The organism is Mycolicibacterium llatzerense (assembly GCF_025331195.1).
Taxonomy (GTDB): domain Bacteria; phylum Actinomycetota; class Actinomycetes; order Mycobacteriales; family Mycobacteriaceae; genus Mycobacterium; species Mycobacterium llatzerense.
The window spans coordinates 1809402-1833467 of sequence record NZ_LXOV01000001.1 but is presented as its reverse complement, the minus strand read 5'-3'; the positions used below and the strand labels follow the sequence as shown (position 1 = coordinate 1833467).

The window sequence follows — 24066 nt, the reverse complement described above, 5'->3', positions numbered from 1 at the left end:
GGACAAAAAACTTTGAATGCTCAGGGTCGCTGTTGTGGCAGCGGTCCATCAGGCGACGTATCGGGGATCATGGTCTCGGTTCCGGTCCGCGCGAGGTTCATCAGAACGATCGGCTCGTGGATTTCGAGCAGCCGTCGGGCTTGAGCATCGAAGTGATTTTGGGCGCGCACGGCCGCGGATCTCATGTCGCGGCTCGCAGGCTGGATCAAGCCCGAAAGCGCCGCTGCGACAATCAGATTCATGGCGGGCAATGCGGCCTGCGCGGCAGGAGCGTGCAATGCTGTTGTACCAGGCTGGTGTTGTCGAAGACTGCGATGATGGCCATTGGGCGCGCTCCTCAAGTTGTGGTGGTGGCGAGTCAGGCGAGGTAGAAGATGGCGGAGGCGAACAGGGCTCCGACGGTTCCCATCAGGGTTTTGAGGACTGTCCACGTCTTGAGTGTCTGGACGACGTCCATCCCGAGGAGACGTCCGATGAGCCAGAAGGTGGGGTCGTTGACGTGTGGGAGGATCGCTGATCCGCCGGCCATGACCAGCACGATTGCCGCGGTCTGAATCGGGGAAAGACCCGAGTTCATGATCGCGCCGCCCAGCAGGCCCGCGGCGGTGGTGATGGCGATGGTGGTGCCTCCGAGGGCCAGCCGCATGATGCCGCTGATGAAGAAGACCGCCAAAGTCAACGGAAGGCCGGAGGCCCGCAGCGTCTGTGCGAGTGCATCACCGATGCCGCTGAGGAGCAACACGGCGCTGAACATGCCGCCGGCGCCAGTGACGAGCAAAACCGGGGCGATCGGCTTGAGGGAATTCTCGAGCATGTCCTCGATCGCCGCGCGGCCGCGGCCGCGGCGGGTGCCCAACAACCAGGTTGAGGCAAGCACGGTGATCAACAGGGCTACCGGGATGGAGCCCACCAATTGCAGCACTCCGACCCAAGTAGCGTTCTTGTCGACCGCACCGGTCTTGGCCAGCGTCGTGGACAAGAGGTTGCCGAAGATCAGGACCAGCGGCAGGGTCAGCAAGCCCAGCAGGGTGATCACCTTGGGCGGGCTCTGGGCGGCGTCTGAGTCTTCGGCGATCTTGGGTCCGCCGGCCAGCACCTCCGGGATGGGGAGCACAATCCTCTTGCCGATCCAACTGCCGTAGACGTAGCCGACGCACAGCCAAGTAGGAATGGCGATGATCAGCCCTAGCATCATGACGAGGCCGACGTCACCGCCGAGGAGAACCCCAGCGGTCACCACGCCAGGGTGGGGCGGCATGAACACGTGCATCGTCGACAGTGCGGCGGCCGGCGGCAGCACGTACATCAGCATGCTGCCGCCCAGACGCCGGGCGACCGCCAAGTAGAGCGGCAGCATCACCATGAACGCGGCGTCGAAGAAGATCGGTAGGCCGAATAGCAGCGAGGCGATGCCCAACGCCAGCGGTGCGCGCTTCTCGCCGAGTTTGTCGATGAGGTAGTTCGACAGCGCCAAGGATCCGCCGCTGGTCTCCAGCAAGCGCGCGAACATCACGCCGAAGGCGATGAGAAGTGCTATCTCCCCTAGGGTTTCGCCGAACCCGCCCAAGATGACGTCCATGATGTGGCCCACCGGTATCCGGGTGGCAATCGCGGTGCCGACGCTGACGATGACCAGGGCCATCAGCGCGTGCAGCTTCACAACGAGGATCAAAACCAGCAGCGTGGCGATTGCGGCCACGGCGATGAACAACAACGGTCCGGTGCTCAATCGGTCGAACTCGAGCTTCATGCGGACGGCTCCTTTGTGTCCTGCGTTTCTTCTGCGACGGGCAGTGATCCCGGACACTATGACTATCATTGGTATTTTGTCAATCTGTAGTACCATTAGCGTCACGGATTATCGGCGGATCGGAAGATCCATGAATTACCCAAAGGCACTGCGGCACCACGTGAAAGCCCATTCACCTGCCAATGGACTTCCCTGCCGGACCGGAAGATAAGTGGCATAAGGACAACATGATCGACCACGGCGATTGTCGCCGTGCACCGATACAAGGGAGCGAGAGGCGAGATAGATGGCGCAACAATGGATTCCAGCTGCATTCGTTCGCGGCGGCACCAGCAAAGGGTTGTTCTTTGAGGCCTGGACGCTGCCCGCGGAGCCGCAGGAACGCGACGCTGTCTTCCTGGCCGCCCTCGGCTCGCCGGATCGTTACGGCCGTCAACTCGACGGCATGGGCGGTGGGTTATCGTCGCTGTCGAAGGCCGTCATCGTCGAACCGTCGACGCGTGCCGGCGTGGACGTCGACTACACCTTCGCCCAGGTCGCGGTCGACAAACCGATCGTCGACTATGCCGCCAACTGCGGCAACCTTGCCTCCGCGGTTGGCCCATACGCCGTGGACCAAGGGCTAGTTGACCGACCAGACGGGCCAGTCACCGTGCGGCTCTATAACACCAACACGGACAAAGTCATCGATGCCCACTTCGAGGTCGCCGACGGCGCCGCGAAGGCCTCTGGCACCTTCAGCATCCCCGGCGTCAGCGGGACAGGGTCGCCGATCAAACTCGACTTCCTCAACCCCGGAGGCGCTCGCACCGGCCGACTGTTGCCTACCGGCAACGTCTGCGACCGGCTGGCAACCGACCGCGGCGAGGTCTTGGTGTCGCTCGTTGACGCCACCAACCCCGTGGTATTCATCGCCGCATCCATGCTCGGCCTCCGCGGCCACGAATCTGTCGCCGAACTAGAAGCCGAAACCGCAGTGCTGGTGCACATCGACCAGATACGCCGCAATGCTGCAGTAGCGATGGGTCTCAGTACCAGGCCCGAAGACGCACCGCTGTCCAATCCCAAGGTTGCGATCATCGCCGGCCCCCACGATTACGCCACACTGGACGGAACCCTGGTCACTGCAACAGAATACGACCTAAGCGTGCGCATGATCTCGGTGGAACAAGTGCATCGCGCCGTCACCGTCACGGGCGCTTTGTGCACCGCGGTCGCCCAACAACTGCCCGGTACCCTCGTCTCTGATCTCGCCGTCCGCACACCTCGATCCCTACGAATCGGTAGTCCCTCAGGGGTTTTCGCAGTTGACGCCGACGTCGACCCCGACGCGTTGCATGCCCGTAGCGCCTCGCTGTACCGGACGTGCCGGAGACTCATGCAAGGCTCCGTCGCAGTCCCTCGGAATGCGGCACGCCCGAATACCTGAGTGCCACATCCACCGCATGTGCACGGGCAACGTGAGGTCGAGTCGCAGAACCAACCGCATCCGCTGACTTGCGGCGCCCGAGTCAGTGAGCCAAGCAAAGCTCTGAATATTGCCTCTTCCAGCCTGTTGCGGGTCCAGGGCTCAGCGCAAGCCCAGGTGCTGATAGATACTTGGGCGGGCTGCGATGGCATCGGATAGGAACGGCAAGAAAGTCCAGTCGTGCACCATGCCGTTCCGGAGTTCGAAGGAGAAATCAGCACCTGGCGTTGCGGCGGCCCGCTGTTGCAAGACCAGTACATCCGGCGTGCGCAGATCGAGGGAACCGGCGTAGACCGTGGTGGGCGGTAGCCCCTCCAGCGAACCGTACAGGGGGCTGGCGAGCGGGTTCTTTGTTCCATCCGGGTCTTCGGGTGTACCGAGCCCGGCTGCCCACAGCTTGCCGTTACGTTGTGACCTGGCGACGTTGAGCAGTGGATCATCGATCTTCGCCGCGTCCGGATTGCTCAATCCGGAGTCCAGGGCTGGGGAGACTAGGACTAGGTGTCCGGGTAGGACTCTGGCGCGGCACTTGAGGTCAGTACCGCACTGTTGCACCAGCATCTGCGCAGCGGCCAACGCGATCGTGCCTCCGGCGGAATCGCCGATAACGCTGACGTTGTTTGCGCCGTGCGCGGCGACCTGGTCCGCGATGAAATCGGCCATCACGGGTACGACAGTTGCAGCCGTGCCCCCCGTTCCATCGGTTTTAGCGAGGGGATATTGCGGGACAACCACGGTGGCGCCGGTAGCACGGGCCATGTCCGCGTAGGCCATCCAGTGAAAGATGCTCGCCTGCATGACGAATCCACCGCCGTGCACACCGACGACGACCTGACCTGTAGGACGGGCGGGCGTCAGAGTCCAAACCTTCCAACCGTCGTATTCAGAGCTGGCCACCTTGAGCCCGTATGTCACGAAGAACGGCGGAATACCGTCGGACACGAACGGGATTGAGGCCGACGATCCGCCGGGGTCTACGCCAAGAAGTTTGAAAACCGGATTGAGCAGGCGCAGGGCCGCCACGAAGATTTGGGTGCTGATCGACGGTCTGCCGGTGAAGACCGGTTCGCTAGGTTCCGAAACGGTGACACTCGTCTTCGGAGCGCCGTTCATAGACGGTCCCGCAGCCGTTGCAGCGCTGACTGTTTCAGAGGTGGGAGCAGCCCCCGTCGCCGATCCAGCGGTCGGCGAGCCGCCCAGCAGGGACTGCCCAAGGACCCGGCTGGCGAAGGCCATCAGCGTCCACGGCAAGGGTGTCTGTATCGGGTGTCCCGCGGCATTGGCGTCCGCAAAGGGGCCGAGGACCGTCTTCATGAGTCCAAGAACGATCCCCTGGATGGGATTGGCGGGGGTGGCCGCCGAGACAGTCAGAGCAGCCGGCGTTCTGCTGGCGACGGCGGCAATTGGCGGTGCTGAGGAGATCGGGATGCTTGGTACAAGTACCGCCTTGGCGGGCGCCGCGCTCGGTGGGTCGGCCGTGGCCACGGCGTCGCCGGTGGATGCTCGCATGGTACCGGCGGGCCTGATCGTCGTCGTGGCGCGAGATTTCGGCCGCCCGGCAGAAGGCGGGGCAGCCGACGGTGTACTCGACGTGCTGTGCGTCGTTGAACCCTCAGTGGCTTTCGGTGGAAATGCGTGAGGTGCAACGGGTATCGCCGACAACGTGGGCGATTCGCCGATGGGTGGTTCGGCTGCCGAACCCCCGGCGGATTCACCGGCTTCGGTCGCTGGCTGGGCCTTGTTCCGCGTCGGCGTGCCGCTGTCTCGTTGCCTCGACTGCGTACCCGTCCGCTCAGGTTTCGGTGCCGTCGATCCGCCATCTGCAGCTCGAGTCGCTGGCTGCGTTGCCGGTGCGGTCACAGGTTTCGAGTTGGCCCTTCCGTCGGTTGGTCGGGCAGATGTCGATGAATCGCTACCTGAGCCAATCGCGGACCCTGAGGCGTCAGCCCACGCCGACCCGCACACAAAGCCACCTGTCACCGACCACCACACTCCGAACGCCAGAACGAGTCCACCGGCTCGACCGATTCGCGTGGTAACAGGGTTCATTCAGATGTCCCTTCGCCATAGCCGGCCCGTGCCGGCTTTCGCCGACTGTGCGCGGGCCCACATTCATTCGCCGAGATCAAAGTGGTTTTCGCCCAACCAAATAGTTGCGATGACCCTGACACATGGCCGGCTCACGTGCCGCGCTCGATGACGAGTGCGGCTGGTGAAGCTGGTGCGCGCGTTGACCTTCCGGCACACCAACCGAATTCAATCGACGGTGGAAAACGCACGCAGACCATGTGTCGGCAACTCGCGCATCTGTCTCACGTCAACCTGAAACTTGAATGCTTGGCTCTGTAGGAGGTGCACCGCGGCGCACAGTTCGGTATCAGACTCTGGCGGTCCTACTGAAGATCGCACACCGCCGCCGCCGCCCGACCGATGACAATTCGGCAGAGATCATCTGGCTGCATTGCGGGCTGAAATTTGCTGCGGCCCAGCGTGGTAAGCCAAGCCATGTACGGATACACGCTCTGCTCACGGTAAAGTCTGAATGCGTGCATCGGGTCGATGCGTGGGCCTCCAGCCGCAGCGAGCCGGTCGAGGTATTCGGCCAGAAGTTCGCGTTCCCACGCCCGACGATCAGCGACGTCTGTGCCCGTGATGACAGTCATTGCGAAGTCGAATGCCCAACTGCCCCTTCGCACAACCTGCCAATCCCCATAGCCCATCGCACCTGATGCCGTGATGTAGGTGTTTCCAATGTGCGCGTCGCCGTGCAGCATCGTCTGGGGACCGGTGCTGGCTATCGCGAGGGCGGCCTTGAGCCGATGGTGCAGCTCGGTGTGGCGTCCCACAAGTTCTGCAGGGATGACCGCGCCCGCCCGAGCCGTTCCGGCCCGGTATCGAGCCTGCATATCGGTGTATGCGGCGAAAACACGGCCGATGTCCGCTGGGTCGGCAAATCCCTCCAGACGCGGGTGTTGCCACATCTTGCCGTGCCAGGTGGCCATGTTGGCGAGCAGATCACTCATCTGAGGCCGGGTGATCGGGTCTGCGGCACTGAGGAATTTCGCGCCCTGAGTGGCCACGACGTCCTCCATGAGGACGATCGATCGCCAGCTCGCGGTGTCCCAGGCACCGTGGTAGCCCTGGGGCGCCTGGATCGGAAGTTCTGCCCGCAGGGTGGAGAAGAACATCGGCTCACCCGAGAGCGTTTCAGATATCCCCATGAGCATTCGCTGGCTCAGATCTCGGGTGGTTTTGGCGAACAGATGCGTGGGCAACCCGAGACCCTCCGCGTCGGCGTTGTACGAAACGCTCACCCGCCACCTCGTCGACGTTCCGCCAGGAGCGGGCTCTGCCACGAATGCCGTGACCGACACACCGGGGTGGTCCCTGCACAAGACGGCAGTTAGCCATTCGGATGTGATGCGGCGGTGGTCGACCGGAATGTCCGCAGCCGTCCGCGCCTTTGGCCGCCGCACCGATTCAGCGAGCGCATGCGCGCTGACCCTAGTAAGCGGGATTACTTGGCGCGCAACAGCAACGCCGCGCTTCAACGCCGACGAGTCGTCGTCCGGCACTTCGGGCTGCATTTCATATGACATCACCCGGACAATTCTGGTACAGATGTTGACCAGAATCAAGGGCCATACAGACCTGACCTTCCGGACGCGGCGCTGGGTGGTCAGTCTGGGGGCGCCTTGACTTCTCCCCCCGTCGATCCGTCCTACTGCAAGCCGAGGTTCGCAATGATTCCGTCGACCACCACGATCCTGACTGAGCTCCAAGGTCTGCGCCTGATGTGGCGGGCAGGCCTGCTGCCCCGTGTCACCAAGATCCCCGGCATGCTCTCGATCCGTCGCCGCCAGGGGGCCGGCGGGTTGGCCGCCACACTGGCTCATCTCCACGGCGACCGGGTTGCGATCATTGACGCGAAGGGTCCGCTCTCTTACCGCGAATTCGCCGATATGGTCGGCCGCTACATCAATGCGGTGATCGTCCCGGTCACCCCTCGCTCAGGGGTCCGGCCACGCATCGGAGCACTCGTCCGAAATAGCCGGTACGCCGCCGTCATCTGCGTCGCCTCTTTCGCTTCGGACTCGCGCGCGATCATGCTCAACACCGATATGGGGCCCCGCCACATCGCCGAAGTGGTTGAGCACGAACAGATCGACGTGTTAATCCATGACGAGGAGTTCGCAGACAGGTTCGAGTTCGTTGACCCCTCGATTACCCGGCTGGTCGCTTGGTGCGGCGATGATGCGCCCGAAGCACTGGATGCCTACACTGCTGGCGCCTCGCCGATTCCTCCGCTCACCGCCAAGGGCGGCTCAGCCGTCCTCCTGACCAGCGGCACGACCGGTGCCCCGCGTGGTGCCGAGCGCGGCGATGTCCGCGTCAAGCTCGCGGCTCTGGGTGGCTACCTGGCGAAGATTCCCTTGCGTCGGACGGACCGGGTTCTCATTGCCGCTCCGCTGTTTCACGGCTGGGGTCAGATCAACGCGATCAATACCTTCGCCGTCGGCGGCACCGTCGTCTTCGACGGACGCTTCGATCCTCAGCGCACCATCGACATCGTGAAGCGCCAACATGTCGACGTCGTCATCGCGGTGCCAACGATGATCCGCCGGATCCTCGCGCTTCCCGATGACCAGGTTGCACACTTGGGCAGAGGCCGGCTGCGCATCCTCGGTACCGGTGGCGCCAAGATCGATCGCGCCACAGTCCAGGCAGTGTTCGCCCGCATTGGTCCCGTGCTGCACAACCTTTATGGCACCTCGGAGTGTTCCTTCATTACCATCGCAACGCCTGATGAGCTCATCGACGCCCCGAGCACCGCGGGCTCAGCACCATTGGGCATCCGGGTCGAGATCCTGGACGAGGCGGGCAATCCCGTCCCCAGCGGCACTGTTGGCCGCATCTTCGCCGACACCGGACTACAAATCCGCGCCTATACCGATGGCTCGTCGAAAGAGTGGGTGCGCGGCATGATGAGCACCGGCGACACCGGCCGGCTGGACGAGCGAGGGCGCCTGTTCATCGAGGGCCGCAGCGACGGCATGATCGTCTCGGGCGGAGAAAACGTGTTTCCCGAAGAAGTCGAAGAGTGCCTGCTGCGCCACCCCGACGTCGCCGACGTCGTTGTCGTCCCCGTACCCGATGCCGACTTCGGCCAGCGGCTTCGGGCCTACGTTGTGCCGGCCGCCGGCAGGATCCTGGATGCCGACACGATCAAGGACTACATCTCGACCGAGCTGTCCCGGTCCCGGGTCCCGCGCGACGTCATCGTCACTCCCGACCTGCCCCGCACACCTGCGGGCAAGGTCATGAAGGCAACGCTCGACCAGATCGACGCCCGGTTGAACAGCGCGACGAAGCCACCGGCAACGCGGGCGTGCGACACGGTCGAGTCAGCCATCGACCACACCAGCGATTCCCGTTTGAGCTGACTGTCGCTTCCGACGCGTCCGGTGCATTCGATCCCTTGTTGGATTACCAGATCGGTCCCTCGACAGCGCCCTTGTTCGACGCCATCGCCAACGTTCTCGAACGGCGAAGCAGGACCGCGTTGGCTGCACCGCGCCAGCACCGTAATTTAGGTACTATTCCGCGCCAGAAAGTTGTGGCGCGACAGCGAAGGGGGCGACGGGGATGGCACCGAACAGACCGTATGGCGGGATAGGCGCGGTCGAGCGGGTCGAGTCGCGCCGGTCGGCCCTGATCGAGGCGGCGTTGGAGCTAGCCGACAGCGACAGCTGGCGCCAAGTCAGCGTGGATCTCGTCTGCCGCCAGGCGCGGCTGAACAAGCGGTACTTCTACGAAAGCTACGCCGACATCGATGAGTTGTTGGCAGCGGTCGTCAACCGGGTCGCCGAGGGTTTCCAGGCTGTCGCTGCGGGCGCCCTCGATCCCTCGCTGTCGCGCCCCGACCTCGCTCGCGCCGTCCTGGCTGCTGTCGTGCAATACCTCACCCACGATCCGCGACGTGCTCGTCTGCTCTTCGGAGAGCTCCAGGTATCTGGGTCCATCAATACGTATCGTCAGCACGCGGTCGACATGATCATTGACATCGTGGTGGCGAAAGCCCGTGTCATTCACCACGAAAGTGAATCCCGGGACCCAATCGCACGGATCACGGCGATCGTGCTTCTTGGCGGGACGGGCCAGGCGATCCTCGACTGGCTCGATGGCAGGCTTGATGTGAGCAGCGAGGAACTCGTGGAGGATCTCGCCGCTCTGTGGCTTGTCGCCGGTGACGGCGCCGTCGAACGCGCACGCCAACGCACTGGCTCGTCGGCGGCGCGGAAAGCATCTGGTCGACCAAGGCGCCAACGTGCAGCCCGCGCAACCGCACGCGATGTGGCGAACTAGCGCGGTGACGCCTCGGTGCACTGCACCGTGCCGGACCCGGCAGCCGATCGGAGCGTCTGGCTAGACGGATGCCGCGGGCGGCCAAAGCGTTTGCAGCCACAGCGTTCTGACGATGCCGGCAAGACCGTCGTTGTCGATTCCATGCACAAACTGAGGATCACCCGACGCCACACGGACGGTGGTGGCCACGAGAACCTGCACAAGTCCCGCAAGCTCGCATTGGGGCCGCGGCACGTTGATACCGTTATCCGTCAGGATTCTCAGGATTTCGGCTTTGGTGAGTTCTTCCAGGTGGTGCAGTTCCGTTTTGACGCGGCGGTTGTGGAATTGGGCCGCGTGACACGCTCGAAGGACGGGATCGTCGGTCGCGAGGGCGCCGACGATCCGGTCGACGATGCTGTCGACCAGGGCGTCCGGTGTCGTCGATGGCGACAACTCGGCCCATTGCTCCAGCCGGCAGCCGTGATCGTGGAGCAGATCGGCCAGCGCAGCGAATTTGGAGTCGAAGTAGAAATAGAACCCTGTCCTCGTCAGTCCTGCGTTTTGAGCAAGCTGTTCAACTCGAATCTCGTGCAGCGCATGACTTTCCAGTTGCAGGCGTAGCTCCGCGAGGATTGCTTTCTTCGCTTCGTCACCTCGTTGCCGGGTGAGGTCGACGGTGTCGTCGCGGCGACCGTGCACACGCTGCTTCGAATCAGTATCCCCACCCGGTGGCGGGGCGGCGTGGTCGTCGTTTCCCGTCCAGGACACTTTCGGCACTTTCCGCGGTTTGGTGGTTGGAGCCCGGCCACCGCTACACCGTGCGCGGGTCAATTCCCGTTCTCTTCCAGCCTCTAGCGGCCCACGGCGCATACTGCAGCGAGACGGGGAGCCGGCTGATCAAGGGATTGAGGGCGCGCGAGAACGCAGCAATGCGGTCGAACGTTCGTTGCCTTCCGTCCGACCACGACAACCCGCACACGTCACGCAGGCGTGGAGGCAGGGTTCCGGCGATCACCGTGCGGGCATAACCGTTGAGCGGCGCGGCCAAGACCTTCCACACGGGCGTCGGAATGCCCTTTGGGGCTGGTAGGCCTTTACGGATGTAGCCGGTGCCGTATCGCACGGTCCGGGTGGCAGCGAACCGCTGCTCCATGTCAGCCCAGTATTGTTCGAATTCGGCATAGGTGGTTGGTTGGTTGCGTGCGCTCACGCCGTAGAGGCCGTACCACCGTTTGCCTTCTTCGAAGATCTGTTCTTTCTCGTCGCGGCTCAGTCGTCGAACGAAAGTATCTGTGCAATAGATGATTTGGTCGATGAAGGTTGCGTGCGCCCAGTAGAACAGTTCGGGGTTGAGTGCGTGGTAGCGGCTCCCGTCGGCCATGGTGCCTTTGATGTCGCGGTGGAAGTCGCGCACCTTGTGGCCCCACGTGGTGGCGTCGGCGTCGTAGACCGCGTTCAGTACCGGAATGGCAGTGCGCTTCGCACGACCGAGAAAATCGCCGAAGATGACCGAGTGCTGGTCGACGGCGGTCCCGAGCTGTTCGATGGCGTTCTCCGTCGAGGCCAGGCGTTGGAATCCGAACAGCTGGACTCGGATGTCGCCGTAGAACTTCCAGATCAACGTGTCGGGGCCGAGTGCAGCGCAATCGGACGAGGAATCGACGATGGCGGGCTGAGCTTCCTGGACATACCGAGCGAAACCGAAAGCGGCGTCAGGAGAGGAGTGGCCGGTCATCTGCTGGATCCTTGAAAAGTATTACGTGTCAGGGTTATCGGGAGCCCGTCTGAGGGGTAGGGCCCGGTGAGGTAGCCGATCGGGGGTTGGTATCCGGTGGGCACCGACCAGCTGAACTGCAACAGCATCTGATGCAGGATGGCTTTGGATTCCATGGCGCCGAAAAACATTCCGATGCATTTGTGGGCTCCCCCACCGAAAGGGACGAATCCGTGACGGTGGTTCTTGTCTTCGCGGCGCTCGTCACCGAATCTGTCTGGATCGAAGGTGTCGGGCTCGTCCCACCACGGCCGCATCCGGTGCGACGATGAGACGGATACACCGATCAGGGTGCCGGCCGGCAGATAGTGGCCCAACAGTTCCGTGTCTTTCACGGTCTTGCGCGCCAATGTGCCCACTGGGGAACACATGCGCAGGGTTTCCTTGAAGACCCGGTCCAGGATTGGCAGCTGGTCCAGGTCGTCGTAGCCGATGAATGGTTTGTTCAGCGCCCGGGATTCAGCGCGGGCACGTTCTTGCCACTCGGGGTGCGCGGCAAGGTGGTAGATCATCATCGCCACTGTGGTTGTCGTTGTGTCGTGTGCGGCCATGAGAAGGAAGATCATGTGGTTGACAATGTCGTCGTCGGTGAAACGCGCACCTGTTTCGTCGACCGCGTCACAGAGCACACCGAAGACATCGGTTCCCGGGTTGGCCCGCTTCGCGCCCAGGCGATCGCGAAAGTACGTCTCCAGTACCCGTCTGCCGCGAAGTCCGGCGTGCCAACTGCCGCCGGGGATGTTCGCCCGCAGCAGGGACAGTCCGCCCTGGACTGTGGCAGCGAAGGCGTGTTGGAGTTGGTCGGCTTCCGGACCGAGCGCGGCTCCCACGAATACCGCTGTCGCGATATCGAGGGTCAGTTGTTTTGCCGCAGTGTAGACATGAATGTCCGGACCTGCGTTCCACCGCGCCAACGCCTCCGAGGCCGAGTCGTTGATGATGTCGAGGTAGTCGACAAGGCGGCCCCGTGTAAATGCCTGCTGCATGATGCGGCGGTGGTGGAGGTGCTCGTCGAAGTCAAGCAAGATGATGCCGCGGGTGAAGAAGGGACCGAGGAATGGTTCCCAGCCATCGTTGGCGAAAGCCTTGTCTCGGTTGGCCAGCACCTCGCCGATGGCATCGGGCCCAACGGCGAGTACCAACTTTGTGCCGAACGCTTCGACCCAGTGCACAGGGCCGTACCGGTCGTAGAGTTGGCGCTGCAGCGTCAGCAGATCGTCAAAGACGTTGAGCGAGTATCCGATGAGGGGTAAGCCCGCGTCTCCCGGCACCGGAAGTAGATCGCTGCCGGCGGGAGGTTCGGCCAGGATGCGCGTCCGCGCCGGTCGGCGCAGCGCCGCGGCCGACAGGGCACCGACGACCTGTTGAGTCAGCGTGCTCACGAACCGGTGACCTGCTCGTCAATGCGACGCAAGTAACTTTCACGCGCCGGGTCACTGTTGGCTGTGGCACCGACCTCGTTGGCCTTGACCAACTTTCGCGCGCGCTCCTGGATGCCGCTCGGTAGCAAGTTAGCCGTGTCTACGGCGGCGCCGAGCCACCTGGGGATCACTGTTTGGGCGCGTCGCGTGCGCACGGTTGCCACGATTTCGGCGGCGATGGCCGACGGTTCCAGGCTCACGGACGCAGGGATGGGCAGCCCAGAGCCGAGTTCGGTGTTCACCAGGCTGGGACAGACGACGCTGACGCTGACGCCGTGCGCGGCTACCTCGTCACGCACGGTCAAGCTCAACCCCACCACGGCATGCTTGGTGGCACTGTAGGTGGCGGCGCCGGGGGTGGGCGTCTTACCCGCCAGGGAGGCAACATTAACCACATGCCCACGCTTCGCGGTGATCATCTGCGGTAGGACGCTACGCATCCCGTTGATCGGGCCCCACAAGTTCACATTGATCTGGGCAGCGGTCAACTTGTCGGATTCATCGACGAACAAGCCCAAAGGCATGATGCCCGCATTGTTGACCAGGACGTCGATCGGGCCGAATGCATCCTCTGTAGCGCGAATGAAGGCATCGAAATCGCTGCGCGAGCCGACATCCAGCGCCACTGCGCGGCACCGGGAGCCCAGCGCTGTTGCCGTTTCTTCGGCGATGGCGATGTCCCGGTCGCCGATGACGACGTTGGCTCCGGCGGCCAGGAACGCTTCGGCGGTGGCGCGGCCGATCCCGCGCGCCGCCCCGGTGATTGCCACGGTGGCGCCCTGGAGTTGGATGCTCGGGTACTTGGGTGTTCGGGCCATGTCAGTGCTCTTTTCGCTTGTTTGTCGGCAGAAACCAGCCGATACGGTCAAGTCCGCGTCGCTGCACCAGCTGCACGGCTGTGCGGAAGATTTTCCGGCGCGCGGCGGTGTACGGGAACCAGTTGATCTCGTTGTCGCTGAACCCGATTCGATTCTCGGATACCACCTTGGTACGGGTGAATTTGAGCAGGCCGTATGTGCCGGCGCGGGATCCGATGCCCGATTGCTTCCAGCCGCCTTGAGGAGCCTCGGCGCAAGTCATGTTGATCAAGAAGTCGTTGATGTTGACTGCTCCGACCTCCAGCCGTGCCGCAATCCCCTCAGCTTGCTCGGTCGTCGCGGCGAATATTGATGCGCTGAGCCCGAACTCGGTGTCGTTTGACAGTCGGACGGCTTCGTCCGCGTCAGCGACACGCATGATCGGCAGCACCGGACCAAACGTCTCCTCCTGCATGACCGTCATCGTGTGATCGACGTCAACCAGAACGGTTGGCTCGAACCAGTTCCCCGCTCGGTCGAGGCGGCGGCCTCCGGTCAGGATGCTCGCGCCCTTGGCTACGGCATCGGCGACATGGAATTCGATGATGTCGACTTGCGCGGGCGAAGTTAACGCACCGACGTCGCCGTGCTGACCGACACCTGAGCGCAGTCGCCGCACGCTGTCGACGACGCGGGAGACGAACTCTTCATAGATGTCGTCCTGTACATACACCCGCTCGAAGCCCATGCATACCTGGCCGTTGTTGGCGAAGCCGCCGTACACAGCGCATCGGGCAGCGCGGGACACGTTGGCCCCCGACAGGACCACGCAGGAGTCTTTTCCGCCCAGCTCCAAACTGACGGGGATGAGCCGGTCGGCGGCCTGACGGGCAACGCGGCGACCAGTGGCCACCGAGCCGGTGAACTGGATGAAGTCGACCTCGTCGATCAGGGCAGCGCCGATGGCGCCGTCGCCGTCGACGACATCGAGAACTGGCGGTGCACCGATCTCATTCCAGCCCTCAACCAGGGCGCGTACCCCGATGGGGGTCAGTTCAGAAGATTTCAACAGCACCGCCGAGCCGGCGAACAATGCCGGGACTGCGTCGCCCACGGTCAGCAGTAGCGGGAAGTTCCACGCTCCGATTACGCCGACCAGTGGATGGGGGTGCCGATGAACGACGAGTTTCTTGCCGGTCACGAGCAGCGAATGGGGCCGTAACCGCTTCGGAGCCAACAGCTTCGGCGCAGCCTTGCTGTAGTAGTCGATGACCTCAACGAGCAGTGTGGTTTCCAGCATCGGTTCGTTGATGGGGCGCCCGCCTTCTTCGGCGCAGATCTGCAGCAGGCGGTCGGTGTTATCGAGGATCCATTGGCGGAATTGATTGATCCAGTGCGTGCGGCCGCGCACACCCAACCGTTCCCAGTCGCGCTGTGCGGCGCGTAGCTGTTGCGCCCGTGCGGTCACACTTGCTGGGGTGTCGAGTTTGACGTCGCGCAGGTGGGTGCCGTCAGCGGGGCGATAGACATGGAGGACTTCGGCGTCGGTGTCGACGATTGAGAATGCCTTTGTGGGAGGTGTCATGGCCGTACCTTCGCGATCGTTTGTTGAGCGGCGCGGAGGCCCCGCCCCAGGGGTACCCGTATAACCGGGGGGAGCTCCCGAACTCGTTGCATCAACGGACTCAGGGATGCGGTGAAGACGCTGCCGAAGGCAGGGCCCGACACGTCGTGTGTCACACCACCGAGCGTGACTTTGCCCTCGATCTCGGCGAAGCCGGTGAGGAAGACGACTTTGTTTCCGCCCGGGGCGCGTTTGATCGCGCGTTGCGCCGCATCGCGTCGGGTGTAGATGAGTTCGACGGCGCCGTCGTCGGTGCGGTCAGTGATGCGGAACTTGTGTGCATAACGCACGCCTTCCACCGTCCGGGCCTCAAGCACGTCGAATCGCCCCGAGGTGAAATGCGTGAAAGTATCGGAATCGGCTGACACCGATACGAACGGCATCGGCTGCCCCTCGGTGATGGTGCCGCCGGCCTGTATGGCCAGCCCGTTGGGTCCGGCTGCCGGTGACCAATACCAGTTCCACCCGTCGATGAACACGGGCGGATCGGGGTCGCCGAGAAATGGCTCCAGCCACCCCAACGTTCCGTAGAGGTGCTCGACGTAGCCCACCCCGCGGACCGGGTATTCGCGGTCACCGAGCGCGATGCTGCCGGCGGCCTCGGCGCGGTACACCACGAAATGTTTGAGTTGCGCATCGACATAGCCCTCCCGTTCCGGGGCGATCTGCGCCGAATAGGACAGGGTGGCGGCGATGAAGCTGCCGTTGGTTGCCTCACCTTCGAGATGAAGCTCGTAGGACGGGAACGTGCCGGTGAGATAGTTGGCACCGTTTCGGACTTCCAGGCGATGAGTGCTGGACTGGATGGTGCCGGGTCGTAGCGGCCCGGTGCCAAAGTCAGCGAACACTCCGCCGTCCGGTGACACCAAGAGATGTCGCCCTTCCTCCACGACCCCTTCAAACAGCGAGAAGACGCCAACCAGCGCCAGCCCCTCCAAAGGTGTTCCCGGAGCGTCCAATAACGCGTTGACGTACCACCACTGCACCGGGTGCCCGGGTACTGAAACCTCGCCGACTACCGACTCAGCCAGTGACTGCGTCACGACGTACGCCATCGCTCCTCCAAATGTGGTACGAATTTGTGCCAGAATGTTGATACGGACTATGGCAGATGCGAGCCGGGCGCGTCAAGAAGTGCAGAGGACCACGGTGTGATCGAATCTGGGTAGCGCCAATACGGCGCGCTAGCGCGGGAGGTGTTGAGCGATACCGTCATTGCCGCGGTCGACGCAAAGCGACTGCGCCAGTTGGCGGCGGACCGCGTACGTGCCCAGGTAGGCCCATTCGGCGGTACGCCTTTTGAGAGATCGAATGCCCCCGCGACAGCACGTCAATTCGGGGACGAACAGGCGCACGTTGAGATCGCTCGGCGCAGTGGGCTGCCATTACATCGCAAGTGGCACAAGCGATCTGACCCGACCGAGCGTACCCTCGGGTTTGGATAAGGAATCGCCGTCAGTCGAGAATCGCGGGCACTGTGGCAGGCGATTCGACATCCTCGAAGCGAGGTCGAGTCGTAGCTCGCTGATCATTTGAACCAGTGCGGCTTTGGGGGCTGCGGTGTCCGCTAACTACGCGCGGCGTTGGCTCCTGCGTGGGACGTGCGCGCGCGGTTGAGGACGTGTCCGTGGGCACGGAGTGTGGCTAGGGTGGCGGCGGTCGTGCGGATGGCCGCCTCGTCGATGATTGCGCCGATCCGAAGTTCGAGTTCGCGTTCGAACACGATCTCGGCTTGCTCGAGCACGTGGTGTCCCGCGGATGTGAGTTCGACGAGCGACGAGCGACGGTCGTTGGGGTGGGCGCGGCGTGCGCAGTATCCGGCCGCTTCTATTCGGTCGACCACCTTGCTGGTGCCGCCGACAGTGATGGCGAATTCTTCTGCGATGTCCTGTACGCGGCAGGGACCGCTGCCGTCCAGGAACCGCAGGATCTCAAACCAGGTGAGCTGCAAGTCGCATCCCGCGCGCAGGGCGACGTCGATGTCGTTCCACAGCTCGATCTCGTAGCGGATCAGGTTGTCATACAACAACTTCAGGTCTGTTATCCCCAATGCTCGGCTATCCCATCCCTGCATGGCGTCGTAGAACGCCGCCGGCCGTGTGGCAGAACGGCCAGTGTTGCCGACCTGGTTTCAGTCCGCGATTCCGTCAATGGCGTGGACCCTATCGATACTGCCACGGACAACGACTATGCCAGGGCCGCCGTTGCGGGCAGCGTATTCTTCGGCCCGGTCCTCGCCGATGTAGCGGGCGCCCAGACGCCCGGCCCAATACCGCACCTCGTCAGGTTCGTCGGACATCGTGGCGTGGCCTTGGATGGCGACGAACGCGTATGGAGGCCGGTCGTCATCGACGGTCAGGGCAAATCGTGGGTCGCGGGCCAGGTTGCGGGCTTTGACCGCAGCCTTTTCGGACTGGAAAACCAACTCGTCGCCGTCGAGTGCGAACCACACCGGCACGACGTGTGGGCGGCCATCAGCACGGACGGTGGCCAGTTTGCCGGTGCGGGTTCCGTGGGTGACGAACGCACGCCACTGCTCGTCGGTCATCGTCTGCACGACTGCCTGCCCTTCCGCGCTCGTGGATTCTGGATCATTGTGCCGCGGGGTCGGCCTAGCGGGCAAAATCGAGCTGGTCAGCCAGGCCAGCAGTGCTGAAGGCGTGTTCGATGTCGTTGCGGCCTTCTTTGAAGTGTGCCCAGCCGTCGAAATGCGCGGCTACGACCCGCCGAGCGCGCAATATCTTCGCCGCCTCAGCGCCTTCGGCGCTGGTCATCGAGACCAGCGCGTTGTTGAGGATCGGGGCGTGGCGGGCCGCGCCGAGGAACAGGATCGCGATGTCCAGTGGGGCGAACTTCGCGGCGATCTCTGTCACGTATTCCAACCCCACGTTGTCGCCGCTGACGTAGATCGACGGCAGGTCGTCACCGGTGAGCACGAACCCGATCACGTCGCCGTTGATCTCTGCAGCCTCCAGGGGACCGTGGCGTGCGGGCACACCGGTGATGGTGATGGTGCCGCCGTCGGGGCGGGTCATTTCGGCGGCTTCCCAGAAGGACACGCCGCGGGCGTTACCGCCCAGGCGGTCGGCTCCACCGACGGTCGTGAACACCGCTCCGGCCGCGGGCAGCATGGCGCGTCCGGCGATGTCGAGGTTGTCGGGGTGCTCGTCATGGGAGAGCAGCACCGCGTCGATGTGGCCGACATCGGCGATGGCGAGTGCCGTCGGTTCGGTCTTGACCATCTTGTAGTCACCGAAGCCAGGGACGGGATATTCGCTGGGTGGATCAAACGTCGGGTCAACCAGGAATCGCAGCCCGCCGTACTCGATGAGAGTGGTGGGCCCGCCAAGCACACGGACAGAGATGCCTTCACCGGAACTACTGGACATGGTTGCGTATCCCCAATGTTGTTGTGTTGGTGACTGATTGGCCGAGTTTGGCGGACAGTCCGAAACCGCAATCGCACGGGACTCGCCTCGACCGCTTGTACAGCGACCGTAGCACAGTTCATTCCATGGAATCAACTTCCATGGAATGATGTTGCCTGTCGTACTGCCCAGAAAGGAGACCGGTACATGGAACCGATCGAAATTGAAGCGAAAACACTGATCCAGAAGTCAAAAACCCCGTCAAACGACTACGTGATCAACCCGTACACCGGATGCGTCTTCGGCTGTGCGTACTGCTTCGCAAGCTTCGCCGGACGGCAGTTCGGACGTTCGGTCGGCGAGTGGGGCGACTACCTCTATGTCAAGACCAACGCCGTCGAGCTCGCCCGCAAAGAGCTAGCCCGGATGCGCGAGGACAAGCGCCAAGGCACGATGCTGCTCAGCTCGGTCACCGACCCCTACCAGGGCCACGAGACCCGCTACCGACTCACTCGCGGCATTCTCACTGAACTTCGCGAGGTCGCGTATCCGGGGCTGGTACGCATACTCACCAAATCCCCCGTCGTCACCCGCGACATCGACCTGCTCACCAGCTTGCCGCGCGCCGAGGTCGGCATGACCGTCACCACCACCGACGACCAACTCGGCCGCTGGCTGGAGGTACGGGCACCGCTGGCCTCGCGCCGCCTGCGTACCCTCACCGAACTCCGCGACGCCGGCATCCCCACCTTCGCCTTCGTCGGCCCCCTGCTGCCCCATTTCGCCACGCGCCCAGAACTTCTCGACGATCTGTTCGGCCAGCTCGCCGACGCGGGCATTACCGAAGTCTTCATGGAGCACATCAACCTCAAACGCTATATCCGCGAACGCATGAACACCGTCCTGGCCGACCAACCTGACGATGTGCGCACGGCGTATGTGCAGGCCCGCAGCGTTGAGCACCGCGAGCAACTCGACACCATCGTCGCATCGCTGCTGGTCAAACATGGGCTGCGGCTGCGCTTCGACCAAGTCATCTACCACGACGACGTCAACACACTGCCGCACACGGCAGGGCAACTGTGAAGATCGCCGTCAGCGATCTTCCTTGAATCTCGCCAGCGACCGCCACTGCTGGACCACAGTGGCCCATGCGCTCGCCCGCGATACACCGAGGAGCCGGATTGAACCCAAGCGGGTTTCCTTCCGGCGGGAACCGAAATCGTTGGGCCGTTCCACGTCAGGTTGTCGCTGGGCCTAGTGGGCATCAGGCCGGCGAACCTAACCTCCCCGGGCCGTGTAGTAGTTCTGGCGTTTCGCGTGATCGACTGCCCCGAATCGGCTGGCGGTTGCCTTGCGCTTGACTGCATTGAAGAGCCGCTCAGGCAGGACTTCCTCGACAGCGCCCAGCGCGAGTGCCCAACGCGGAATCGCGATCTCGCTTCGCTGATGACTCAGAGCATTGACGATCTGTGCAGCAATTTCTTCTGGAGGCATGGCGCTTGTGCCGGCCAGAGAGACGCCGGTTTGGAATTCCGTTCGCACCGTGGCGGGGAAGATCGTCGAGATCCGGACGTTCTGGGTCGGCAGTTCAGCGCGCAGGGCACGAGAGAGCGCCGCGACACCGAATTTGCTCGCGCTGTAGACGGCGCCGCCGGGCAGCGTGATCTTGCCCGCCATTGACGAGAGATTCACGATATGGCCGCAGTCGCGCTCGATCATGCCCGGTAGGGCCAGTCGCATCCCGATGACAGTGCCGCAGAGATTCACTTCGATCTCACGGGTGATGCTGGCTAGCGGTTGATCCAGAAAGTCTCCCACTCGCCAGATGCCGGCGTTGTTGACCAATACCGCAAGCGGGCCGTCGACCTCCGCGGCGCCCAGGAAGTTGCTGAATGAGGTGCTGTCTGTGACGTCGAGATGATGGCCGCGCACATTGGTTCCTAGTTCGGCGGCGGCTTCTTTGACCAGTGCTTCATCGAGGTCACCGATCCACACCCTCGCGCCGTGCTGTGCGAAGAGTTGGGCGGTGGCCCGCCCAATGCCGCGTGCACCACCAGTCACGCAGACGACCGCGCCCTGCAACTGTGCGCTCATCGGCTGCCCTTGGTGTCAATGCGGCGCAGACCAAACGCGCCGATATGCGTGAACTGACCGCGTGCCTGGTACAGCACTCGGGCGACATAGAGGCCGTCAACGATCTCGACAATCTCATCCCGGATCCGGGCGAGCGCAAAGATTCCGGAACGAGAATTGCCATGACGCTCGACATCGTATTTCAGTGCCAGCACCTCGCGAGCGGGCTCAATGGCCCCGGTTGTGATCTCGACATCGAAGCCGAACACCGCGAGTTCGCGGCCCTCCAGCCGCGGCCGCACCCTACGCGCGAGAGCGAACACCAGGGGGGCGCTGTGCAGTTTGAGGCGGTTGTACCCGTCGTGTTCGCCGATCGTCTTACCAATCCAGGGGTCGTCGATGCGGTTGACGAGATTGGTTCTACGCGCGGTCGGGGTGCTGTGTTGGCGGCCCAGATTCTTGCCTTCGGTTCGGCCGGGCGGAGTCGACGGGGTGGCGCCTGCCAGCCAGAGTTCGTGCAGGGTCGCTCGGTCGTCTTTTCTGCCTAGGTCCAGCAGCATCTGCCAGCCCGCATCCCGGGCGAATGCAGCGTCGTGTTGCGCAAGGTCACGGAGGGCGGCGACGCGGTCGGCCCCCGTAAATTTCACGCCGGGCGCCTCGTGGATGTTGACCTTCACGGTTCTCCCTAATTTAAAACAGTAACGTTACAGTTACTGTTTCAGAATGCGCAGCTCTGCACAACCCCCAACGGAAGACATTGAGTCGCCCGGCGACCAGCACGATCGTCCGCGCTCTGCCGTCACGACGGGGCGTCCCGCGCCCCTATTGACTCGGCGACTGCTGCTCGACCGATGACGCGGGCGGAAGTGTGTGGCGGCGACGTGCGAAGTGAACGACGGCGCCCTCGCCCGTGATTAACCACAGCGACGCGAGGTCAGCGATGAACTGGTCACGGGCCATCGGAATCGTTCCGGCGAGCCAGTCAAGGATCGCTCTCGCGGTGCCTCCAACCAGCACCGAGGCGGTCAGTTCAGCGATGGGGTCGGCGTTGCTGCGGGTGGGGTGCGTTCGGCGCGCGTGAGCAGCGACTTCAGTGGCGATCCGGCGCAATGCTGCGGTGCGGTGCGCGTCCACGGCAGGACTGCTGATGATCTCGCCGAAGAGCACTTGCGCTCGCCGGGGATCGTCGGTGAGATGCCGAACGAAGGCCCCCAAGGTTGCATGGGCAAACTCGGGCATCGGCGTGCTCGACGGAACCACCGAACACGCGGCGACGGCGTCGTGGGCCAATTGATCGACCAGCGCAGCGGCAAGATCATCGACGTCGTCGAACAGTTCGTAGAAGTATCTCCGATTAACTTGAGCACGACTGCAGACGGCTTCGACTCGCAGTTGACGCCAACTGGTTGAAGCGATCTCGTCCAGGGCGGCAGCCAACAGGGCTTGGCGGCGTTCCGTTTGTCGTTGCGCAGGTGTCAGGCCCGCGTAGGCTCGTTCGCTCTGTGGCGGCACCAAGACATCTTCGCAAACGGGCTGCGCCGTGGACCAATTTTCAGAGTCGAGCGAAGCCAAGACAGCCCGCAGCCGATCCTTGGGGTGCAGCACTACCTCGGGCACGCCCCGCCGGAGGTAATCTTGACTCTGCAGGCCATCGCCAGGGAGAGTTCTTGAAGCACAAGAGGATCGGCACTCACGGCACCGACATCGCGATCAGCCTCTCCGATATCTACTTCTCGGAATGACGGTGGCATAGAAAGCCAGTCGCGTGGCGGGGCTGATACCACCCGCGGGTAGCCAGACTCACGCGGCGTCACTGTCAAGGCCCTCCTGGAGACGTCGATTCCCGTTGTGCCCCAGCCGACTTCGGCGGGGATGGTCTACAATGGTGGGCCTAGCGGGCGAAGTCGAGCCGATCCGCCAGGCCGGCGGCACTGAATGCTTGCTCGATCTCGATGCGACCTTCTTTGAAGTGTGCCCAACCATCGAAGTGTGCGGCGACCGCCCGACGCGCGCCCAGGATTTTCGCGGCCTCGGCACCCTGTGCGCTGGTCATCGAGACCAGCGCATTGTCGAGGATCGGGGCATGACGGGCAGCGCCGAGGAAGAGGATTGCGATGTCCACGGGCGCAAACCTCTCGGCGATCTGTTCTACGTGTTCCAGTCCGACGTTGTCGCCGCTGACGTAAACCGATGGCAGATCGTCGGCGGTCAGCATGAACCCGACCACGTCGCCGTTAACGTCGGAGCTGCCGATGGGGCCGTGGCGGGCGGGCACACCGGTGATAGTGATCGTGCCGCCGTCGGGACGGGTTACCTTGGCGGCTTCCCAGAACTCCAGACCCCGGGCGTTGCCGCCGAGACGGCCGGCGCCGCTGATGGTGGTGAACACCGCCGCCACGGTGGGCAGCAGAGCGCGACCAGCCACGTCGAGATTGTCTGGGTGCTCGTCGTGTGAAAGCAGTACCGCGTCGATGTAGCCGAGGTCGTCGACAGTGACGGGGGTGGGTTCAGTCTTGATCAGCGCGTAGTACTCCCCGAAACCGGGAACGGGATATTCGCTGGGTGGGTCGAATGTCGGGTCGGCCAGTAACCGCAGTCCGCCGTACTCGATGAGGGTTGTTGGCCCGCTTAGCACTCGTACGGAGACCTTTTTGTTGGAATCATTGGACATTGGTCGGGAACCTCCTGAGGTAGTGGTGCAGTGCGAGCGGGCCATTGCGTGGCCCGGGGAACAGTGCCGCAACGGTGGCCTGCGCAGCACATGCCGAGCGAAGCGCGGAATCGACCAACCAACATTCAGCTGACCGATAAGCGTTGCTGCCTCTAGTTTTCCGCTGGCGCAGAAGTCATCGTCGCGTCCCACAGGTCTCGCCCCAGCGGGGACAGTTTGAGGCTGCGCCGCTCCACTCGTGCGGATGATGGGCCCGTTGAGGCGATATTCATCGCTCGGAGAACCGTTCTCTCGTTCATCAGAATTTCGTACTCGGTTGTCATTGCCGGGTCCTCGCCGCCAACCTCGACCAAGCCGAGTGCCAACAAATGCGCGACATACGTTGCGGCCAAGCCGGGTAGCGCGACGCCGGCCGTTCTGCCGATCAGCGACGCGTGCTCCAGCACTACGCGCCGTGCTCCGCGCATCGGAGCCGCTGCGTACACGTTGACCAACGGCGATGACGATCCGTCCGATAGTGCACCGACAATCCGTGCTTCGTCGGCAACGAGCTGTTCGATGATCCGGCCGTAGAGCTCGATGCGGCTGTCGTGTGCGGTCTGTTCGACGGCCCGATCCAGTAGCCCGTTCATCTTGTCGTGCAGCGATCGGCGTGTTTCGGGTTCGCCGCCGCCGGTCACCGGTGGGCCAGTGCGGCGCATCGTCTGCGAATGGTCGTCGAGCGGGTCGTGGCCGTGGATCGCTACCACCCGGACGTGTTCGTCTGTCC

The 24066-nt window shown here is 63.4% G+C and carries 23 protein-coding genes; 5 read left to right on the top strand and 18 right to left on the bottom strand.

The window, feature by feature from the left end; all coding sequences use genetic code 11:
* Positions 1-20: 20 nt before the first annotated feature.
* Entirely contained in the window at positions 21-242 is a 222-nt protein-coding gene (locus A7G45_RS09030) for a hypothetical protein (RefSeq protein WP_260936032.1), read from the bottom strand.
* Positions 243-358: 116 nt separating this feature from the next.
* Positions 359-1750: a GntP family permease gene (locus A7G45_RS09025; protein ID WP_260936029.1), complete on the bottom strand. Its 1392-nt coding sequence runs from the start codon at positions 1748-1750 to the stop codon at positions 359-361.
* Positions 1751-2036: 286 nt separating this feature from the next.
* Here A7G45_RS09025 and A7G45_RS09020 point away from each other — a divergent pair, with 286 nt between their 5' ends.
* Positions 2037-3179 carry a 2-methylaconitate cis-trans isomerase PrpF family protein gene (locus A7G45_RS09020; RefSeq protein ID WP_260936026.1) on the top strand — a complete coding sequence of 381 codons (1143 nt, stop codon included), beginning with the start codon at positions 2037-2039 and terminating at the stop codon, positions 3177-3179.
* A 141-nt stretch (positions 3180-3320) separates the two neighbouring features.
* Here the strand turns inward: A7G45_RS09020 and A7G45_RS09015 are convergent, their stop codons facing one another.
* Positions 3321-4532 (bottom strand): alpha/beta hydrolase fold domain-containing protein, encoded by a 1212-nt coding sequence (locus A7G45_RS09015; RefSeq protein ID WP_260936022.1) that lies wholly within the window; start codon positions 4530-4532, stop codon positions 3321-3323.
* Between A7G45_RS09015 and A7G45_RS09010 the strand changes: the two genes are divergently transcribed.
* Entirely contained in the window at positions 4531-4857 is a 327-nt protein-coding gene (locus A7G45_RS09010) for a hypothetical protein (protein WP_260936019.1), read from the top strand. The two genes, A7G45_RS09015 and A7G45_RS09010, sit on opposite strands and share 2 nt — an antisense overlap.
* 754 nt (positions 4858-5611) lie before the next feature.
* Here A7G45_RS09010 and A7G45_RS09005 read toward each other — a convergent pair.
* Positions 5612-6856, bottom strand: a complete 1245-nt coding sequence (locus tag A7G45_RS09005) for a phosphotransferase (RefSeq protein WP_260936016.1) — start codon at positions 6854-6856, stop codon at positions 5612-5614.
* Positions 6857-6961: 105 nt separating this feature from the next.
* Between A7G45_RS09005 and A7G45_RS09000 the strand changes: the two genes are divergently transcribed.
* Positions 6962-8662: an AMP-binding protein gene (locus A7G45_RS09000; protein ID WP_260936013.1), complete on the top strand. Its 1701-nt coding sequence runs from the start codon at positions 6962-6964 to the stop codon at positions 8660-8662.
* Between the two features lie 202 nt (positions 8663-8864).
* Complete coding sequence (locus tag A7G45_RS08995) at positions 8865-9584, top strand: TetR/AcrR family transcriptional regulator (protein ID WP_260936011.1); 720 nt, start codon at positions 8865-8867, stop codon at positions 9582-9584.
* A 60-nt stretch (positions 9585-9644) separates the two neighbouring features.
* Here the strand turns inward: A7G45_RS08995 and A7G45_RS08990 are convergent, their stop codons facing one another.
* The 9 genes from A7G45_RS08990 to A7G45_RS08950 form a co-directional block, all read right to left on the bottom strand.
* Positions 9645-10334 carry a TetR/AcrR family transcriptional regulator gene (locus A7G45_RS08990; protein ID WP_260936008.1) on the bottom strand — a complete coding sequence of 230 codons (690 nt, stop codon included), beginning with the start codon at positions 10332-10334 and terminating at the stop codon, positions 9645-9647.
* A 43-nt stretch (positions 10335-10377) separates the two neighbouring features.
* On the bottom strand, positions 10378-11301 hold the full coding sequence (locus A7G45_RS08985; protein ID WP_260936005.1) for an oxygenase MpaB family protein: 924 nt from the start codon (positions 11299-11301) through the stop codon (positions 10378-10380).
* Positions 11298-12722 carry a cytochrome P450 gene (locus A7G45_RS08980; protein ID WP_260936002.1) on the bottom strand — a complete coding sequence of 475 codons (1425 nt, stop codon included), beginning with the start codon at positions 12720-12722 and terminating at the stop codon, positions 11298-11300. Before A7G45_RS08980 ends, A7G45_RS08985 begins: the two co-directional genes overlap by 4 nt.
* The gene (locus tag A7G45_RS08975; protein WP_260936000.1) at positions 12719-13579 is read right to left on the bottom strand and encodes an SDR family oxidoreductase; all 861 of its coding nucleotides are present in this window, start codon (positions 13577-13579) and stop codon (positions 12719-12721) included. Before A7G45_RS08975 ends, A7G45_RS08980 begins: the two co-directional genes overlap by 4 nt.
* A gap of 1 nt (position 13580) precedes the next feature.
* Positions 13581-15143, bottom strand: a complete 1563-nt coding sequence (locus tag A7G45_RS08970) for an aldehyde dehydrogenase family protein (protein ID WP_260935998.1) — start codon at positions 15141-15143, stop codon at positions 13581-13583.
* Positions 15140-16237 carry a hypothetical protein gene (locus tag A7G45_RS08965; protein ID WP_260935995.1) on the bottom strand — a complete coding sequence of 366 codons (1098 nt, stop codon included), beginning with the start codon at positions 16235-16237 and terminating at the stop codon, positions 15140-15142. Before A7G45_RS08965 ends, A7G45_RS08970 begins: the two co-directional genes overlap by 4 nt.
* Before the next feature lie 512 nt (positions 16238-16749).
* Positions 16750-17232, bottom strand: a complete 483-nt coding sequence (locus A7G45_RS08960) for a MarR family winged helix-turn-helix transcriptional regulator (protein ID WP_260935993.1) — start codon at positions 17230-17232, stop codon at positions 16750-16752.
* Between the two features lie 81 nt (positions 17233-17313).
* On the bottom strand, positions 17314-17730 hold the full coding sequence (locus tag A7G45_RS08955) for a PPOX class F420-dependent oxidoreductase (protein WP_276555064.1): 417 nt from the start codon (positions 17728-17730) through the stop codon (positions 17314-17316).
* Positions 17731-17794: 64 nt separating this feature from the next.
* Entirely contained in the window at positions 17795-18571 is a 777-nt protein-coding gene (locus A7G45_RS08950) for an MBL fold metallo-hydrolase (RefSeq protein WP_260935987.1), read from the bottom strand.
* 186 nt (positions 18572-18757) lie between these two features.
* Here A7G45_RS08950 and A7G45_RS08945 point away from each other — a divergent pair, with 186 nt between their 5' ends.
* Positions 18758-19636 carry an SPL family radical SAM protein gene (locus tag A7G45_RS08945; RefSeq protein ID WP_260935983.1) on the top strand — a complete coding sequence of 293 codons (879 nt, stop codon included), beginning with the start codon at positions 18758-18760 and terminating at the stop codon, positions 19634-19636.
* A 195-nt stretch (positions 19637-19831) separates the two neighbouring features.
* Here the strand turns inward: A7G45_RS08945 and A7G45_RS08940 are convergent, their stop codons facing one another.
* The 5 genes from A7G45_RS08940 to A7G45_RS08920 form a co-directional block, all read right to left on the bottom strand.
* A complete protein-coding gene (locus A7G45_RS08940) occupies positions 19832-20647 on the bottom strand; it encodes an SDR family oxidoreductase (RefSeq protein ID WP_260935980.1) in 816 nt (271 codons plus the stop codon).
* Complete coding sequence (locus A7G45_RS08935; protein ID WP_260935977.1) at positions 20644-21303, bottom strand: hypothetical protein; 660 nt, start codon at positions 21301-21303, stop codon at positions 20644-20646. The genes A7G45_RS08940 and A7G45_RS08935 overlap by 4 nt, the downstream gene beginning before the upstream one ends.
* Positions 21304-21448: 145 nt before the next feature.
* Positions 21449-22138 carry a TetR/AcrR family transcriptional regulator gene (locus A7G45_RS08930; protein WP_260935974.1) on the bottom strand — a complete coding sequence of 230 codons (690 nt, stop codon included), beginning with the start codon at positions 22136-22138 and terminating at the stop codon, positions 21449-21451.
* Between the two features lie 379 nt (positions 22139-22517).
* Positions 22518-23297, bottom strand: a complete 780-nt coding sequence (locus A7G45_RS08925; RefSeq protein ID WP_260935970.1) for an MBL fold metallo-hydrolase — start codon at positions 23295-23297, stop codon at positions 22518-22520.
* Positions 23298-23449: 152 nt separating this feature from the next.
* Positions 23450-23977 (bottom strand): Abi-alpha family protein, encoded by a 528-nt coding sequence (locus A7G45_RS08920; RefSeq protein ID WP_260935968.1) that lies wholly within the window; start codon positions 23975-23977, stop codon positions 23450-23452.
* Between the last annotated feature and the right edge of the window lie 89 nt (positions 23978-24066).